Source organism: Frankia sp. R82 (assembly GCF_023716925.1).
Classification (GTDB): Bacteria; Actinomycetota; Actinomycetes; order Frankiales; family Frankiaceae; genus Frankia.
In genome coordinates this window covers 18,890-35,466 of sequence record NZ_JAMQQG010000009.1, presented here as the reverse complement: position 1 = coordinate 35,466, position 16,577 = coordinate 18,890, and the positions used below count along the sequence as shown (strand labels likewise).

Sequence of the window (16,577 nt, the reverse complement as noted above, 5' to 3'; positions counted from 1 at the left end):
GTGTCCGGACAACACCGGAGAGTGCCGACGGACGGCAGTGGACGCCAGCCAGCGACAGCCCGACCAGCCAGCCCCAGCCCCGACCAGCCCCAGCCCCAGCCCCAGCCCCAGCCCAGACAGCTACCAGCGCGCTGCCCGTGAACATTCGCGGACAGCGCACCAGCCGAGCAGACCGCGACCGCTGTGGACCTGATTGCCTCGGCCGTCTCGGTCGGAGTCAGTTCGTCGGGGTGCCCCGACACCGGGCTCGGGCCGGACCCGACCATGAAGCAGAAGAAGGCGCACCAGAGCTGGACCCGGCCGGGGCTGAACCGGCCGCAACCGAGGGGTCAGCCGAGCGGGGCGGGCTCGCCGACCCGGACGTTCGACGCTGGGCCCCGGACCAGCCGCTGGACGACGGACCCATCGATGGTCTCGTGGTCGAGAAGCTCGGCCGTGAGCCGGTCCAACAGGCCGCGATGGGTCGTCAGGAGATCGACGGCACGGTGCTCGGCATCGCGCAGCAGCCGGGCGACCTCGCTGTCGACCAGCTGCTGGGTCTGCTCGGAGTAGGGCCGGCCGATGATGTCCTCGCCGTCGAGGAACTGTGCCTCGCCGGTCGAGTAGCTGACCGGCCCGACCGCCGCGGACAGCCCGAACTCGCGCACCATCCGGGTGGCGAGCGCGGTGGCGCCGGCCAGGTCGTTGGTGGCGCCGGTCGAGCCGTGGCCGAAGACGACCAGTTCGGCGGCGCGGCCACCGAGCCGGACGGTGAGTGAGTCGAGCAGGTAGACCTCGCTGTAGAGGTGCCGTTCGGCCTCGGGGAGCTGTTCGGTGACCCCGAGCGCCATACCGGCCGGCAGGATGGTCACCTTGGCGACCGGGTCCGCATGCTCGGACAGGGCCGCGACCAGCGCGTGACCGGACTCGTGCACCGCGACCGAGTGGCGTTCGTCGGGCAGCAGGGCGTTGGAGGCGTCGCGGCGGCCGAGCAGCAGCCGATCGCGGGCCGTGTCGAAGTCGGCCGCGGTGACGATCTCCCGGTCGGCACGAACCGCGTTGATCGCTGCCTCGTTGACCAGATTGGCCAGGTCGGCTCCGGAGAAGCCAGGTGTCCCGCGGGCGACGACGGTCAGGTCGACGTCGGCGGCGAGCTGGATACCGCGGGCGTGCACGGCCAGGATCGCCGCCCGTTCGCCCTGGTTCGGCAGCGGAATGGTCACCTGCCGGTCGAACCGGCCCGGCCGCAGCAGCGCCGGGTCGAGCGTTTCCGGCCGGTTCGTCGCGGCCAGCACCACGACTCCGCTGCCGGTGTCGAAGCCGTCCATCTCGGCCAGCATCTGGTTGAGCGTCTGTTCGCGTTCGTCGTTGGCACCGACGAGCCGGCCGGCGCCGCGCCGGCCGCCGATCGCGTCGATCTCGTCGATGAACACGATCGACGGGGCCCGCCTGCGGGCCTCGGCGAACAGGTCGCGCACCCGGGCGGCGCCCACCCCGACGAACATCTCGACGAACGCCGATCCGGTGATCGACAGGAACGGCACGTCGGCCTCGCCGGCGATCGCCCGGGCGAGCAACGTCTTGCCCGTGCCCGGCGGCCCGACCATCAGAACCCCGCGCGGACCGACCGCGCCGGCCCTGGCGTACCGGTCGGGGTGGCGCAGGAAGTCGACGACCTCGCCGATCTCCTGCTTGGCTCCCTCGTACCCGGCGACGTCGGCCAGCCGGGTCGTCGGCCGCTCCACATCGTTGATCTTCGCCTTGGAGCGGCCGATCCCGCCGATGCCGCCGGCGAGCTGACGCTGCGCCTGCCGGCCGGTCCAGACGAAGAACCCGAGCAGCAACAGCAGCGGCAGGAAGCTGAACAGGACCGAGAGCAGCGAGCTCCCGGTCTGCTTCGCCTTGACCTGCACCCGCTTCGCCTGTAGCTGCCCCACCAGCGTCGGATTGTCCAGGACGGTGGGAATCCGGCTGGTGAACTTCTTCCCGTCGGTAAGGGTCCCGTCGACGCCGCCCTTGTCATCCAGCGTCACGGCCCGCACCTGGCCGGCGGTCACCCGGGTGACGAAGTCGGTGTAACTCAGCGAGGTCGACGGAGCAGCGACGAACAGCCCACGGCCGAACAGGAGGACCAGGGTGATGAGCAGGCCGACGGGCAGCAGCCAGCGCCGCCAGGCGGGCGGCGGCGGCGGCACGGGCTTCGGCGGCGGATCATGCGGCGGCCCGGACTTGGCCGGCGCCGAGTGGTGCACTCCGCCCACACGAACCCGACTGATCATTGAGTGGCTCCCGGGGAGGCATGACGACGGCTGACGGACTGGCTTTCGTCAGCACACTCCTCTTCCCCGCCCCGTCGCGGAAGAGCCGTTCGGACCAGCGGCCGGGACGTTCGGACCAGCACAGCCGTCAGATCCGCTCAGGACGTCGCACCGACAGCTGTGAGCGCTTCGCCCGAGAGCGGAACGACGATTCCTGGCGCTCCCGCGTCCGGTCCGGCGACCATCTGCCGTGATCGACAGCAGTTCACCCTGAGCCCGCTCGCGTGACCGCTTCCTGCTGTCCAGGTGCCAGATGCAGGTGCAGGAGAAGAGGGCGCCTTCAGGCGTGGACGAGCAGGGTTGCGCCGCGCAGGGCGCACCACAGGCTGAACGCGGCGAAACCGAGCACCCAGAGCAGGGCGGGGATGTGGGTGAGGGCGGCGAGCAGGTCGGCGTCCGAACCGCCGGCGCCACCGCGCCGGGCCCGGTGCAGGATCAGCACGGACTGCGGCCCGGACAGCAGCAGCAGCCAGGCGAGGAAGTGGGCGTACCAGAGCTGCACCCAGTCGGGGCTGAACCGCCCGGCCACCACCAGCGACGCGAGCGCCCCGACCAGCAGCCCCTGCCCGAACCGGTTGACGGTGACCAGCAGTAACGTCACCAGGCCGAACGCGGCCAGGATGAGCACCGCGGTGACCCGTCCCGCGGCAAGCAACGCCGCCGAGCAGACCCCGACCAGCGGTGGGCCGGTGTAGCCGGCGGCCACCGTCACGAACAGCCCCGCGCCGCGCGGACGCCCGCGGGTCAGGGTGGCGCCGCTGCCGTTCGCCTCGACCCACACCGCGAGCACCTGCCGGCCGGTGAGGTAGGCGGCCAGCGCGTGCCCACCCTCGTGCACCGCCGCGTCGAACCGCTCCCCCCACTTGCTGGCCAGCACGACCAGCAGGGCCAGCAACCCCGTCACCACCACGACGGACCGCGGTGCGGCCGTCCCGTCCAGTACCGCGGCGTACGTCCCGCCCGACACCCTCGCCACCCCGTTCACCGTCCGAGACCGTCACCCGACGCAGACACGCCGTTGCGCTCTCCGATCATCCGATGTGGATGTCCCGACCACCACGGACTTTTCCGGTTTTGTCGGTGCCGGTCGGCCACCTCGCGAGCCGATCACAAGGCCAGGGCCAGGCCAGGACGAGATCAGGACGAGGCCAGGACGGGTGCGGGATGGAGAACAGCCGCTGGGCGGTGCGCGGAGGCGACCGCTCGTCGCCTGGTGAGATGTCCCCATAGCGACATGTTCTGGCCAGATTCGCACAGTGCTGTACCGAATACGGCTACGGTGCAGGACGACGGATTCTCCGCCACCCCGGCGACCAGAGTGCCCATCCGATCATGGCGCGTGGCGTCTCCGGTGCGGCGGCGGACGGAGCGAACACGACAGAGGGAGCGGTGGGTGGATCTTCCGGTCGGGTCGCCGCCCATCAACTTCCACGCGCACCGGCTGCGGTCCAACGACGCCGGCGGGCGGCATGACTTCGAGCAGATGGTCACGTCGCTGGTTGATCAGCTGCAGGGTCCGGCGCACAACATCGAGCCGGCGCCCGGCGACTGGGGCATCGACGTCTACACCGGTGATCTCACCGACCAGGGGCGGATCTGGCAGGTGAAGTACTTCATCGACGGCGTGAAGGACGACCAGCTCGCCAGCATCCGGAAATCCTTCGCCCGGGCCTGGACAGCGGCGTCGGAACAGAGGTACCGGATCGAGGAATGGACGCTGTGCATTCCGGTGACCATGGACGGCCCGCGGACACAGCGTTTCGAACGGTGGCGGGCGGAACAGACGCAGCTCACCGGCGTTCCCATCGTGCTGTGGGACGAGACCCGGCTGCGCACGCTACTGTCCCAGCCGGAGTGCTCCGGCCTGCGCGAGATCTACTACGGCTCGTCGTCGACACGCGCGCACGAGGCGGCGTCGGGGTCGGCGCTGCGCATCCGGGCCGACGAGACCGTTCTTGACGCGGCGAGTCCGGATGCCACGCCCTGGCACGGCGGCCTCGAACTGCGGGTCGGCGGTGTCGTCCACCTGCTGCACGAGCCCGTCACGCAGTGGACGGCCCCGGACAGGTCCTGGGTGCTGCGCGACGTGACGGCGCGGGAACTTGAACCCGGCGACCGCCTGGTGCGCCTGCGCCATCTGTGGGTCCGCCACCGCACGCCGGACGCCACGAGCTGGTACGACGCCCTACGGACCCAGGCCCAGCTGCTCACGGCGCTGCGCGGCACCGCGGGTCTACCCGAACTGATCGCCCCTCGGCATCGCGGCGACCATGCGGTTCTGGTCATGTCCGCGCCGGTGGGACGGACCTGGCGTGAGGTCCACGGCGAGGCCGCAGCCGCGTCCGCCGTTCTGGCGAGCCCGACTGGTCCGGATCGGATCGTCGCGGCGCGGGTGCTGGCAGACGCGGCGGCGCTGTGCGAGACGCTGGCGGTGCTGCACCGCGCCGGACAGGCCCACCGCCGACTGACCCCCGACGACATCGTGTTCCCTGCCGCCGAGGGGGCCCATGCCCGTCGCGGAGGCCGTGACCAGCCGCGCAGCAGGGGCCCCCGCCAGCGCCCGAGCGGAGGCCGCACCACGCCGATGCTGCGTGACCTGGGCCTGGTCGGGATGAGCGCGAGGCTCGCGCCGGACGGCACCGCTGGCGCAGGCGGGATGGGCGGCGCAGGCGGGATGGAGGAACGCGGGGAAACGGACGCGGCGGCCACCGACGTCCGGCAGGTCGCGGCGCTGGTGCGCGGCGTGCTTGGCAGCCGTCCGTCCAGGATCGGCGGTCCGGAACAGCTCGACGAGGTGCTTTCCCGGGCCGCCGCCGCCGACCCGCGCCACTGGCCCCGGCTCGACGAGCTCGCCGACGCATTGCGGGCCGCCCGGCGCCCCCTGTCGCTCGGCGAACACGACCCGGCCGCAGAGACAGGACACTCATGACGACGCTGCCGGTCACGGTGCGCTGGCCGCTGGCCGTGATTCCGACGGCGAAGGCCATCGAGGCGCTCGACGGGCAGCCGACCCGGTTCCTCGAGGAACTCACCGAGCTGTCGGCCCGCGGGATGCTGCCCGCCCGGCTGGAACCCGACCGCAACGACCCGGACCGCGGCCGGCTGATCGTCTACGCCAGCCGGTACGTCGCGACGCTCTACCCGACCCAGTACCAGGACGGATACCGCCTGGGCCATGCCCGCCGCCGGACGTTCCACGACGAGGACCGGCTGACCGCCGCCGCGCTGGTGCTGACCTGCCCGTCCGGATGGCGGATCTTCGAACGTCTGCAGGACCTGCCGCGCGGACGCGGCACGTTCGACCAGCCCTGGTCGTCCCAGTGGGCGCAGCTGCGCCAGGCCTGGGCGGGGCTGACCGCGGCCGGGTCGGCGGGCAGCGCCGGGGAAGGGACAGCGGACGCCGCGAGCGGGCCGGGGACCGGTCCTGGCGGGCGGCTCGCGCCGCAACACCAGCGCTACCTCGATCTGGTCGCACAGGTCATCGAGGCGAGCCGGGACATCGAGGTCGCCCGCCAGGAGCTGGCCCCACCGGTGCCGTACGCGCGCCGGGAGGCGGCCCGCGAGCAGCGGTTCTCCGGCCGCGGCGTCTACGCGTTCCACCTGGCCCGCCCCCAGGGGATCGTCGCGGGTGCGCAGGTGCAGGTCGAGGACCACCCGGAGCTGCGCGGCCGGGTCGACCGGGTGGACGGCCGGGAGGTCGTCGTCCGGTTCGAGCAGGCCGTGGACTTCCGGGCGCTGCCCGCGCAGGGTGCGCTGCGGGTGCTCCCGAGCGACCGGGTCTACCGGATCCAACAGCAGGCGGTGGACACCCTCGCCGACGGCCTGGCGGCGAACCCGAACCTGCTCGCGAACCTCGTCGACGGCGCGTTCCTGCCCTACCAGCCGGCCGCGCCGGCGCGCGCCCGTGGCCCGCTGGACGACAACCAGCTCACCGCGTTCCGCCGGGCGCTGACCGTGCCGGACCTGCTGCTGGTCCTCGGCCCGCCGGGCACCGGCAAGACCCGGACCATCACCGAGATCGTCCTGGAATGCGTGGCCCGCGGCGAGACGGTCCTGGTCACCTCGCACACCAACCGGGCCGTCGACAACGTGCTCGCGGGCCTGCCCGCCGACGTGCACGCCGTGCGGATCGGCAGCGAGGCCTCGATGACGGCTGCCGCCCGGACCCGCACCGTCGACAGCCTGCTCGAGGCGTTCCGCCGGGACGTCCTCGCCGACACCCGCCTGCCGGAGCTGATGGCCTCCTTCGGCCGCGCCGAACCGGTGCTGCGCCAGTGGCTGGACCATCTCGCCGAGCAGCGCACCCTCGCCGAGCAGACGCGGGCCCGGCTGGCCACGGTCGAACGCACGGTGGACGAAGCCGTCCTCGCGCTGTCCCCCGAGCTCGCCGCCGCCCGCCGCCGGGCCACCACCGACGCCGACCGCATCCTCGACGCGATACCCGCGCTGGACGAACGACTCGCCGCACTGCACGCCGCCGTGGCAGCTCGCCAGGGCACCACCGCTGCCGACGGCCACAGCACCACAGGCACCACAGGCACCGTGGGCGTGCTGGGGTGGTGGCGCGGCTGGCGGCTGAACCGGTTGCGGTCCCGCCTCGACCGGGCACGGGCCGCCCGCGCCGCCGCCGACACCGACCTCGCCCGCCTCGCCGAGACCCGCGAGCAGCTCCGGGCCCAGACCGCCGCCCTCGCCGCCGCCGACCCGCACTGCGCCGCCCTCACCACCGAACGCGACGAACTGGCCGCGACCATCGCCGAATGCCACCACCACCTGGCCGAGGCCGGTCGGGTCGTCCTCGGCGCCCTGCTCCCCCTGCTCACCGCACACGACAGCACCGCCGACTCCACGTCCGGCGGCCCCACGTCCGGCGGCGGTCTCCTCGCGAGCACCAACACAGATGATCTTCCGGCTCCGGATGACCTCGCCGGCTGGGCGTCCTTGCACGCCTGGGCGGAACAGGCGATCGTGACGGTGCGGGGCCGGGCGACGCTGCTGGCCGAATGGCGCTCCCGGATCGGCGACGCCGAGACCGAACTGCGCCACGAACTCGTCCGCTACGCGCAGGTCGTCGCCGCCACCTGCGTCGGGACGGCGAGCAGCCCGCTGCTGACCGACATCGTCTTCGACGTGGCGATCATCGACGAGGCCGGGCAGATCTCTACCCCGAACATGCTGGTCCCGATGGTGCGGGCCCGCCGTTCGATCCTCGTCGGCGACCACTACCAGCTACCGCCGTTCCTGGACGAGGACGTCCGCCGCTGGTCCGAGACGCTCGCCGCCGGCGACGACGCCCGGGAGATCGGCGAACTGCTGCGTGCCAGCGGCTTCGAGCGGCTGTTCCCCCGCGTCGGCGACGAGCAGCGGGTCGAGCTCACCCTGCAACGCCGGATGCCCGAGGTGCTCGCCCGGTTCGTCTCCGGCGCCTTCTACCACGGCCAACTGCGCACGTCCCATGACGGCGGCGGCGGCGACCCGATCTTCCGCAGCCCCCTCGGGATGATCGACACCTCGGACCGTCCCGCCGCCGAACGGGCCGAGCTGGAACTGCGTGCCACCGAGGCGTGGCAGCAGCGCGGCTACGTCAACGAGCTGGAGGCCGAGCTGATCGCCGCCCACGTCGCCCACGCCGCCCGCTACTTCGCCGACTGGGCCGTGATCGTCCCCTACCGGGCACAGGCGGCGCGGATCGAGGCGGCGCTCGCCCGCCGGCTCGGCGATCCGGCGCGGGTCGGCGAGAACATCGGCACCGTCGACTCGTTCCAGGGCGGCGAACGCGACCTGATCGTCTACGGTTTCACCCGCAGCAACGACCGTGGAGCCGTCGGGTTCCTCTCCGAACTGCGCCGGCTCAACGTCGCCATCACCCGGGCGAAGCAGCAGCTCGTTCTCGTCGGCGACACCTCGACGCTGTGTGCGGCCACCGACGCCCCCTTCGCCACGATGGCCCGCGGCCTCGTCGACCATCTGCGCGCCTACGGTGACCTGCGCCCGTCGCGCGAGATCGCCCGTCTGCTGCCCGACGGCGACGGCCGCAGCCACGGCGACGGCCGCAGCCACGGCGACGGCCGGGGCCGCGGCGACGGCGGTGCCGGTGCGGACGGAGGCTTCTGATGGCCACACCGGTGCTCTACCCGGCCCGCCGGGCCCTGGAGGACGCCGCCGCCGTGCCCGGGGTGCGCCCACTGCGGCTGTTTCCCGTGCTGTGGCCGCTGTGGCAGATCGAGATCAGCGCGTCCGTGCACGATCCACAGGCTTTCGAGGTGCTCGATCGCTTCCTGCTGCGCGCCCTCGCCGAGGGCCGGCTGACCTCCGCGGACGAGATCGCCGCGTTCTTCTCCCTGCCCATCGCCCTCGTCCAGCGCTGCCTGGACTTCCTCACCACCATCGGCCACATCACCGCCGCACCCGGCGGCCCGGCCGGACGTCTGGCGCTGACGTCGCTTGGCCGCCAGTCGTGGCGGGCCGGCGTCCGCTATGTGGCGAAGGAAAGCCGTCAGCGGCTGATGTTCGAACAGTTCACCGGCTGGCCGTTTCCCCGCGCCTACTACGACGGAAAAATCGCTATCCTGCCCAACGCCGAGATACCCGCGGACCGCGCACCCGGCCGGACCCGTTTCCATCCGGTCTACACGCCCACTCCGCTGCGTCCCACATCCGTCGAGCAGCTTGCCGCCCGCCCCGACCGGGCCGAGTTCAACGTCCCCGCGGCGCTGGGCCCCATCCAGGAACTCGGCACCACCCAGGCATTCCTGCCCTGCTACTTCATCGAAACCGCCGAGCACGGACTGTTCGCCTACACGAACGTCTCCGACGAACGCGACCCGTTTCTCGCCGAGGTCTGCCGCCACGTCGACTCGGTCCGCCAGCGCATCGACGCCGAGGACACCGCCGACCCGCGCACCCTGTGGACGGCCTGGCTCGCCAGCTATGCCGGCGGCACCGGGACCGTCCGGCAGACGTCCACCGGAGTGTGGCGGATCCTCCTGCCACCGTCGGGTTTCGGCGAGGCCGCGCTGAAGCTGTACCGCCTCGGCTCGTACGAACTGTCGAAGAACCACGTGGCCCAGCTCTGGTGCGAGGACGCCGCCACCCGCCGCACCGCCGCCCTCGACCGTGCCCTGGCCCTCACCCGCCGCCCCGGCATCACCCGCACCGGCCTGCTCCACCAGGCCGAACGCATCGCGACCGCCCTCGAGGTCCCCCCACCCACCCATCACGACCTGCGCACCCACGCCCACGCCGCCGGCCCCCAGGCCCTCGGCCGCCTGGACCTCCTCACCGACGACGACTGATCCAGAGAGTGATGCAGATCTTGATAGCATGATCTGCATGCCACGGACGCTCACGCTTCGGCTCTCCGATGACGACTACGAGGCGGTCAAGCGGTACGCGCAGGCCGACGGCGTCTCGATGAACACCTGGGTCGAAGGGCTTCTCGACGCCGAGGACATGCGGCGCCGGTGTGCCGCGCACGCCGCCTGGATCTCGGCGAATCCCGCCGTCATCGAGGAGGCACTGGCCTTCGGGGAGGCCAACCAGCAGGCGCTCGCCGATGCCGGGCTCCCCAACGTGGCGAACCCCGCCGCGTGAGACCACCGCGCCGCGGCGAGATCTGGAGCACCCGCACCCGGGCGGCCCCCCGGGAGGTCCTGGTCCTCAGCTCCACGGTCTACAACGAGATCCCCCAGGAACCGACCGTGCTGGCCGCGCTGGTTACCAGGCAGGCCACCGACGAGGGCTTCTGTGTCGATCTCGGCGACGGCAGGTGGGCGGTCCTGGGCCTGGTCACCTTCGTGCTGAAGACCTCCCTCGAGACCTGCGTCAGCCGGGTCGACACGCAGACACTCACCAACGTCAACACCATGCTTTTCAAGATTCTCGCCACGCCAGAGCGTTGACCGGGATGTCCCATACCACGACGTGGCCATCATGATGCCCTTCGTGGCACGCCCATCCTCCATCACGCCGGCGAGCGCGCGGATCGATTCAACGCCCACCACGTTTTTGTAACGCTTTGCCTGAATGACGAACAGTCCGCCCACAATCGGATCGGCGTTGGTGGCGACAGCGTCCGGCGCACCGGGGCAGAAGGCGGCGGCGAAGCGGTCGACGGCCGCATTGTTCTTCCGCACCCGTTCCTGCTCGTCGGCGCCCGCCCCCCGGGTTGACGGAAGTGAACGGACCACAACGAGGCGCATACTCGCGATCTTGCTATCCGTCAAACACGGATAGCGTGTCCGTCATGATCCGGACCATCACCCTTCGCCTGCCGGACGAGGTGCGCGAGGCCACCAGACGGCACGCGGCCAGCGACGGCGTCTCGATGAACACCTGGCTCATCCGCCTGATCGACACGGAGATCTCCCGCCGCCGCAGCGACGCCGGCGCCTCCGAAGCCGATATCCGGACGACCCCACCAGGCTCCGGCCACGTCCCCCGGCCCGCCACCCATACCGAGTGAACCCAAAAGGAAGCAGATCCACGGCGCGCGGCTGTCGCTGACTCCCGCGATGACGGGAAGGCGACTGTCGACCTTGATGACAGCCGGATCGCCCCGGCCGGATGATCCCGCAGCGCGGAGCGGTGGCTGGCATACCCGAGTCAGCCCTGCGTGCCCCGGGCCGGATCGCAAACCGGTGACATCCCAACCACTGTGGAAGTCCTGAGTGCAGCCTACGCGGAGAGCGCGCTGCGCCGCCGCCCACCGGCCATGAATACGACATCCGCTTCGCCAGCGACGCCGCCGCCGGCCGGGAGCGCCCTCCTGCGGCCGTGAGAGTAGTCGCTCCTGCGGCTGTGTGACCGTGCCATGCTGTTCGGGTGACGGTTGGGGGCGAAGGGGGCGCCGTCGACTGTTTCGTGTCGTATGCGGATGATGGCCGGCCGTGGGCGGAGTGGATCTCCGCGGCGTTGGAGCGGGCCGGGCTCGGGGTGGTCAACGAGGTCTGGGATCTGGTCCCGGGCACGCATCAGGTGGCCTGGTTGGACCGGGTGATGCAGCGCGCCGGGTGCACGATCGCGGTGGTGTCCGAGGGCTATCTGGAATCGCCGGAGGCGGTCGCCCAGTGGGGGGCGGCCTGGTCGCCGCCGGTGGCCGGCGGGTCGCCCGCCGAGCGACCGCTGCTGGTGGCGCGGGTGACGGACCGGCCGATTCCGGGGCTGCTGGGGCAGATCGCACCGATTGACCTGGTCAACCGGGGTGAGTCGGCGGCGGAAGCGGTGCTGATCGGGGCGGTGCGGGCCCGGCTGGGTCGCGACGCGCCGCCCGTCCCCGGCGAAGCCCCCGGTGTCGGTGTCGCCCCGGGTGTTGGTGACGGGCTGGTGCGGTTTCCCGGCGCAGCGAGCGCCCCGGTTTTTCCGGCCGACCTGCCCGCGGTGTGGGATGTGCCGCGGGCGCCGGCCCGGTTCGTGGGACGGGCGAGCGAGCTGGGACGGGTCGAGGCGGCGCTCGCCGACGGGGGCATGGTCACGGTGACCGGGCTCGCCGGGATCGGAAAGACGAGCCTGGCCGCCGAGTTCGTCAGCCGGCACCGGATGGACTACCAGGCCGTCTGGTGGGTGCCCGCCGGACGACCCGAACTCGTCGCCGATCGGGTCCGCGAGCTCGCCCCGGCCCTCGGGCTTCCGGCCCACGCCGAACCCGCCGCAGTGCTGGGCCGTCTGGACGCGGCCGGTGGACGGTGGCTGCTCGTCCTCGACGACATCGCCGACGCGGGCGGGCTGCCCGGCTGGCTGCGTCCATCCGAAGGCGCCGGGCGGGTGCTGGCGACCTCACGGGGGTCGGCGTGGGACTGGCAGCGCCAGCTCGACGGCCCCTGGAACGGGCAGGTCCTCAGCCTCGGACCGTTCACCCGCGGCGAGTCGATCGCCCTGCTCGCCGACCGGTTACCCGCCGACCGGTTACCCGCCGACCAGCGCCGCGGCGGCCAGCCACCCATCGACCGGATCACCGCCGACCGCATCGCCGACCTCCTCGGCGATCATCCACTGGCGTTGGAGCAGGCCGCCCGGCGCATCATCGACGCCCACGGCGACGCCGACGGCCTGCGCACCAGCCTCGAACGCGCCGCCAGCCTCGAACGCGCCGCCGGCCCCACCGGCCTACGGCAGGGCGCCGACGGGCCAGGACGCCTGCCGTCCAGCCAGAGCCTGCTGGCCACCCTCGGCGATCATCCGGTGCCGGGACGGCCGGAGGTGACCACGGCGACCCTGTGGGACGCGACGATCCAACGCCTGGACGCCGAACATCCCGCCGCTGGCACGCTGCTGCGCCTGGCCGCCCACGGCGACACCACCCGCTTCCCGCTGCGGGTGCTGACCGCCGACCAGCAGACCATCCCCGACCCGCGACTGCGGGCCGCCGCCAGCGACCCCTTTGACCTGGCCGCAACCACCGCCGCTCTCGAACGCGCCGGACTCGCCCACCGCGACGGCGCCGCCATCACCATGCACGCCCTGGTCCGCTCCGCAGCCCGCGCCCACACCGCCCCCGACCAGGCCGCCGAACTGCGCGACGGCCTCGCCCGCATGCTCCACGCCGCCCTGCCCGAAAACCCCACCGCCAACCCGGACACCTGGCCCGCCTGGCGCGAACTGCTCCCCCACACCCTGGCCACCCTGGACGCCACCGCACCGGCCACCGACACCCCCCACACCGCCTGGCTCGCCGAACACACCGCCGCCTACCTCACCGAACACGGCCACCCCCAGCAGGCCGAACCCCTCGCCGCCCGCGCTGTGGACGCCCAGCAACGCCTGCTCGGCCCCCACCACCCCGACACCCTCACCGCCCGCGACACCCACATCCGCGCCGCCCTCAACGCCGACCACCTCAACATCGCCGGCCCACTGGCCGAACGCAACGCCGCCGACCGCGAACGCACCCTCGGCCCCCACCACCCCGACACCCTCACCAGCCGCGACACCCTCGCCCGCACCTACCAGCACGCCGGCCACCTCGACCACGCCCGCCAGCTGTTCACCGACACCCTCGCCGACCGCCAACGCACCCTCGGCCCCGACCACCCGGCCACCCTCGACAGCCGCCACAACCTCGCCACCCTCCTCGACGACACCGGCCACCCCGACGACGCCACCCGCCTCCTACGCCCCACCCTGCTCGCCCGCGAACGCATCCTCGGCCCCGACCACCCCGACACCCTCACCACCCGCTACCAACTCGCCACCACCTACCAACGCGCCGGCGCCACCCACGACGCCCTCGCCCACGCCGAACCCACCCTGGCCGCCCGCGAACGCACCCTCGGCCCCGACCACCCCGACACCCTCACCAGCCACCACCGCCTCGGCATCACCTACCACCAGGCCGGACGCACCGACGACGCCACCCGCGAACTCGACCACGCCCTCACCAACCGCGAACGCATCCTCGGCCCCGACCACCGCAAGACCCTCAACAGCGCCGACGCCCTGGGACGTGTCCATCTGGACAACGGACAGCCGGAGCAAGCCATCCCCTTACTTGACCGGGCCACTGCCGGACGCGAACGCACCCTCGGCGCCGATCATCCCGCCACGGTCCGTGGCCGCGAGCTGCTGGCCTCGACATACTCCGCCGTCGGACGACCGGCAGATGCCACCCCGCACCTGGAACGCATCCTCGATCGGCACGAACGCGTCCTGGGCGCGACCCACGTACGCACCATCGGCGCTCGCGACGACCTTGCCGCTCACTACCGCGACCAAGGCCACCCCGAAGGCGCACACCACCACCTCGAACGGCAGCTCACCGCCCGCCTGCGCACCGACGGCGTCGCCGGTGAACGCACTCTGCGTACCGCCACCGACCTCGCCGAGGTATGCCGCCAGACCGGCCGGTTGTCCCAGGCCGTCACGCTGCACGAACGCGTCCTCGACACCCGCCGCGAGTTTCTCGGCCCCGCTCACCCTGACACCCGCGAAAGCCGAACCAGCCTCGCCGACACCTACCGGCAGGCCGGCCGGCATGGTGACGCGGCGCCGCTCTACCGCGCGTCCCTTTCCGACACGATGCGCGAGCACGGTCCCTTCCACCAGGACACCATTCGCGCCCGCCGCAGCCTCGCCGACACCCAGCACCAGACGCAGACAGACAGACCGTTTTCACCAGACCGGCCGGCACCAGCAGAACGACCCGCCGCACCCGAGATCAGATACCCCCGCCCCGGTCCCTGACCAGCGTGGCACCGTCGACCATCAGCCAGAACCAAGCCTCAGCGGGGTCCGGCGGAATCCCCGGAGCCAGCATCCGGGGAACCCCGATCTTCGTCGTCCCAGACCCGACCGAAATTTTCCAGCCGGTCAAACAGGCTCGGCCGTGCATCATCGCCCGCGGGCTGCTCCAACAACCGGTCAAGCTCCACACGCTGCCGCGCATCCGCTCGGGCATTCGCCTCGTCGCGATACTTCCGCGACAACCGGTCTGCCTGCTGCTGAGCCAACTCATCCTCGAACTCATCTGCGAGACGGTCGGTCACCGCGTTGGCGTCGCGGGAGGCCCAGGTGCGGGTGAAGGAGCCGTCCCAGTCGACCGGGCGCAACGGTTTTCTCGGCGCTGTGGTCGCGTCTTCTTGACGGTCCGCTGCCTCGGCGGCAGGCGGAGCAGACTCCGACGGTTCCGCGGAACCGTCCGGCCGGGGCTCGGCGGCCGAGCTGCCCGGGCCCGTCGCCGGCGCCGCGGCGGGCTCGGACACCGCGTCCTGATCAGGGTTGGCGCGGCGATCGGGGTCAGAGCCGCTCGGCGCGTGGGACACGATGATCCTCCAGATCGCAGGGACTGCCGGTAATGATCTCACTGCTACCCGTTCGCCGCACGTGGGATACACCGGTGCGGCGCCATCGCCAGGATGATCGCCGCGGGAGCCTCGTCAGCAGCGCGGCGGGCGCGACCACATCCAGGCGGGGGCGGGCAGAGCACCCGCAACCATCAACTTTCCCCAATGAGATACCCCTAAAGCGATCAACCCTATGCGATGTGTAACTATTGTGCGCTTACGTGCACGAGTAGTCGCGCGATCGGCGAGGGGGATTCGCTGTTGGAACCACTTGTGCCGTCCGACCCTGCAACCGTCGGCGGCTACCGGCTGGTGGCGCGCCTGGGAACAGGCGGCATGGGGCGGGTGTACCTCGCGCAGTCCCCCACCGGGGAGCGGGTCGCGCTCAAGATGATCAGGCCGGAACTGCTGGAGGGCGACGACATCCGCCAGCGGTTCGCCGAGGAGATCGACGCACTGCAGTTCGTGCACGGATCGCGTAACACCCGGTTCGAGGCGGCAGCGGTGGAGACGGACCCGCCTTGGCTGGCCTTCGAATACGTCCCGGGCCGCACGCTGCGTCAACATGTCGAGGCCGAGGGCCCCCTGGACGCGGCGGCAACCGCCACACTCGGAGTGACATTGACCGACGCGCTCGCCAAGCTCCACCATGCGCGTCTCCTGCACCGCGATCTTAAGCCTCAGAACATCATTCTTGGCCCGGACGGCCCGAAGGTCATTGATTTCGGCCTCGCGGTGCTGGAAGGTCAGGCCGGGCACCTGACCGCCAGCGGGTTCATCGTCGGCACCCCGGCCTATCTGCCGCCGGAGCAGGCAAGTGGCAGCCGGCAGCTCACCCCGGCAACGGACATCTACGCGCTGGGCGCAACGCTCGTCTACGCGTCCACCGGGCACACGCTGTACCCGGCGTTGACCGCAGCTGCGCTGCTCGCGGCGATCGTCGACGATCGGACCGCACCCGACCTGGCAGGTGTTCCGGACCAACTGACCGAGCTGATCGCCACGATGGTCGCGCTCGACCCGGGCGCCCGCCCGGGTGTGCTGGAGGTCCAGCAGCGCCTGGTCGCCGTCGCCGAGACCGCCGGACCGATGCACGAGATGCGCCGTCTCCTCGAAGAACGCACCTACATGGCGCCGAACCACGACGCGTTGCCGCCCGAGATCGCCGCCGAACTTGCGGCAGAGGCTTCGCCGGCCCCAGACGAGGGCACCGCTCCCCCGGTCGCGATCGGCGAAGCACGTGAACCGGCCACACACGAGCCGGAACAGCACGAGCCAGAACCACCGGAGCCCGAACCGGAACCGGATCAGACAGTGATCATCAGTCCGCCGGACGTTCCACCGCCCGCGTTGGTGCCGCCCGCGTCGGTGCCGCCTGTGGGCGCGGCCGCCGGCGGCAGGGGACCGACCCCCTTGTCACGGCCTCGCGGGTCGCGGCCGCTCAACGTCGGCTGGCTCGCCAATGAGCTTCGGGCCGCCTATGCCCGCAACGCCCCGCTCTGAC

General features: G+C 72.0%; 11 protein-coding genes and 1 pseudogene. 8 read left to right on the top strand and 4 right to left on the bottom strand.

All coding sequences use genetic code 11. The features are described 5' to 3' along the window. Positions 1-329: 329 nt before the first annotated feature. Positions 330-2,258 carry an ATP-dependent zinc metalloprotease FtsH gene (gene ftsH, locus ND747_RS03495; protein WP_251731736.1) on the bottom strand — a complete coding sequence of 643 codons (1,929 nt, stop codon included), beginning with the start codon at positions 2,256-2,258 and terminating at the stop codon, positions 330-332. A gap of 319 nt (positions 2,259-2,577) precedes the next feature. Then, complete coding sequence (locus ND747_RS03490) at positions 2,578-3,273, bottom strand: M50 family metallopeptidase (protein ID WP_251731734.1); 696 nt, start codon at positions 3,271-3,273, stop codon at positions 2,578-2,580. A gap of 417 nt (positions 3,274-3,690) precedes the next feature. Between ND747_RS03490 and ND747_RS03485 the strand changes: the two genes are divergently transcribed. Genes ND747_RS03485 through ND747_RS03465 form a run of 5 tightly spaced genes read left to right on the top strand, consistent with a single transcriptional unit; the run spans position 3,691 to position 10,198 of the window. Beyond that, positions 3,691-5,226: a hypothetical protein gene (locus ND747_RS03485; RefSeq protein WP_251731732.1), complete on the top strand. Its 1,536-nt coding sequence runs from the start codon at positions 3,691-3,693 to the stop codon at positions 5,224-5,226. Then, positions 5,223-8,411 (top strand): DEAD/DEAH box helicase, encoded by a 3,189-nt coding sequence (locus ND747_RS03480; protein WP_251731730.1) that lies wholly within the window; start codon positions 5,223-5,225, stop codon positions 8,409-8,411. The genes ND747_RS03485 and ND747_RS03480 overlap by 4 nt, the downstream gene beginning before the upstream one ends. Next, on the top strand, positions 8,411-9,592 hold the full coding sequence (locus tag ND747_RS03475) for a hypothetical protein (protein WP_251731728.1): 1,182 nt from the start codon (positions 8,411-8,413) through the stop codon (positions 9,590-9,592). Before ND747_RS03480 ends, ND747_RS03475 begins: the two co-directional genes overlap by 1 nt. A 37-nt stretch (positions 9,593-9,629) precedes the next feature. Continuing rightward, the gene (locus tag ND747_RS03470) at positions 9,630-9,890 is read left to right on the top strand and encodes a toxin-antitoxin system HicB family antitoxin (protein WP_251731726.1); all 261 of its coding nucleotides are present in this window, start codon (positions 9,630-9,632) and stop codon (positions 9,888-9,890) included. Then, the gene (locus ND747_RS03465) at positions 9,887-10,198 is read left to right on the top strand and encodes a type II toxin-antitoxin system PemK/MazF family toxin (RefSeq protein ID WP_251731725.1); all 312 of its coding nucleotides are present in this window, start codon (positions 9,887-9,889) and stop codon (positions 10,196-10,198) included. Before ND747_RS03470 ends, ND747_RS03465 begins: the two co-directional genes overlap by 4 nt. A 21-nt stretch (positions 10,199-10,219) precedes the next feature. On the opposite strand, the pseudogene ND747_RS29995 reads toward ND747_RS03465, so the two are convergent. Beyond that, positions 10,220-10,498: pseudogene (locus ND747_RS29995) on the bottom strand (restriction endonuclease); the annotation flags it as partial. 44 nt (positions 10,499-10,542) lie between these two features. On the opposite strand from ND747_RS29995, the gene ND747_RS03460 reads away from it, so the two are divergent. Together ND747_RS03460 and fxsT are read left to right on the top strand one after the other, a co-directional pair. Continuing rightward, positions 10,543-10,761, top strand: a complete 219-nt coding sequence (locus tag ND747_RS03460) for an Arc family DNA-binding protein (RefSeq protein WP_251731723.1) — start codon at positions 10,543-10,545, stop codon at positions 10,759-10,761. Between the two features lie 359 nt (positions 10,762-11,120). Then, complete coding sequence (fxsT, locus tag ND747_RS03455) at positions 11,121-14,474, top strand: FxSxx-COOH system tetratricopeptide repeat protein (RefSeq protein ID WP_251731721.1); 3,354 nt, start codon at positions 11,121-11,123, stop codon at positions 14,472-14,474. A gap of 38 nt (positions 14,475-14,512) precedes the next feature. On the opposite strand, the gene ND747_RS03450 is transcribed toward fxsT, so the two are convergent. Then, a complete protein-coding gene (locus tag ND747_RS03450; RefSeq protein ID WP_251731719.1) occupies positions 14,513-14,839 on the bottom strand; it encodes a hypothetical protein in 327 nt (108 codons plus the stop codon). Between the two features lie 495 nt (positions 14,840-15,334). Between ND747_RS03450 and ND747_RS03445 the strand changes: the two genes are divergently transcribed. Then, positions 15,335-16,576 carry a serine/threonine-protein kinase gene (locus ND747_RS03445; protein ID WP_251731717.1) on the top strand — a complete coding sequence of 414 codons (1,242 nt, stop codon included), beginning with the start codon at positions 15,335-15,337 and terminating at the stop codon, positions 16,574-16,576. Position 16,577 lies beyond the last annotated feature (1 nt).

Excerpts from the sequence above, each read along its gene's own strand:
- ftsH (WP_251731736.1), bottom strand. The coding sequence starts at position 2,258 with ATGATCAGTCGGGTTCGTGTGGGCGGAGTGCACCACTCGGCGCCGGCC.
- ND747_RS03480 (WP_251731730.1), top strand. The coding sequence starts at position 5,223 with ATGACGACGCTGCCGGTCACGGTGCGCTGGCCGCTGGCCGTGATTCCG.
- ND747_RS03475 (WP_251731728.1), top strand. The coding sequence starts at position 8,411 with ATGGCCACACCGGTGCTCTACCCGGCCCGCCGGGCCCTGGAGGACGCC.
- ND747_RS03470 (WP_251731726.1), top strand. The coding sequence starts at position 9,630 with ATGCCACGGACGCTCACGCTTCGGCTCTCCGATGACGACTACGAGGCG.
- ND747_RS03460 (WP_251731723.1), top strand. The coding sequence starts at position 10,543 with ATGATCCGGACCATCACCCTTCGCCTGCCGGACGAGGTGCGCGAGGCC.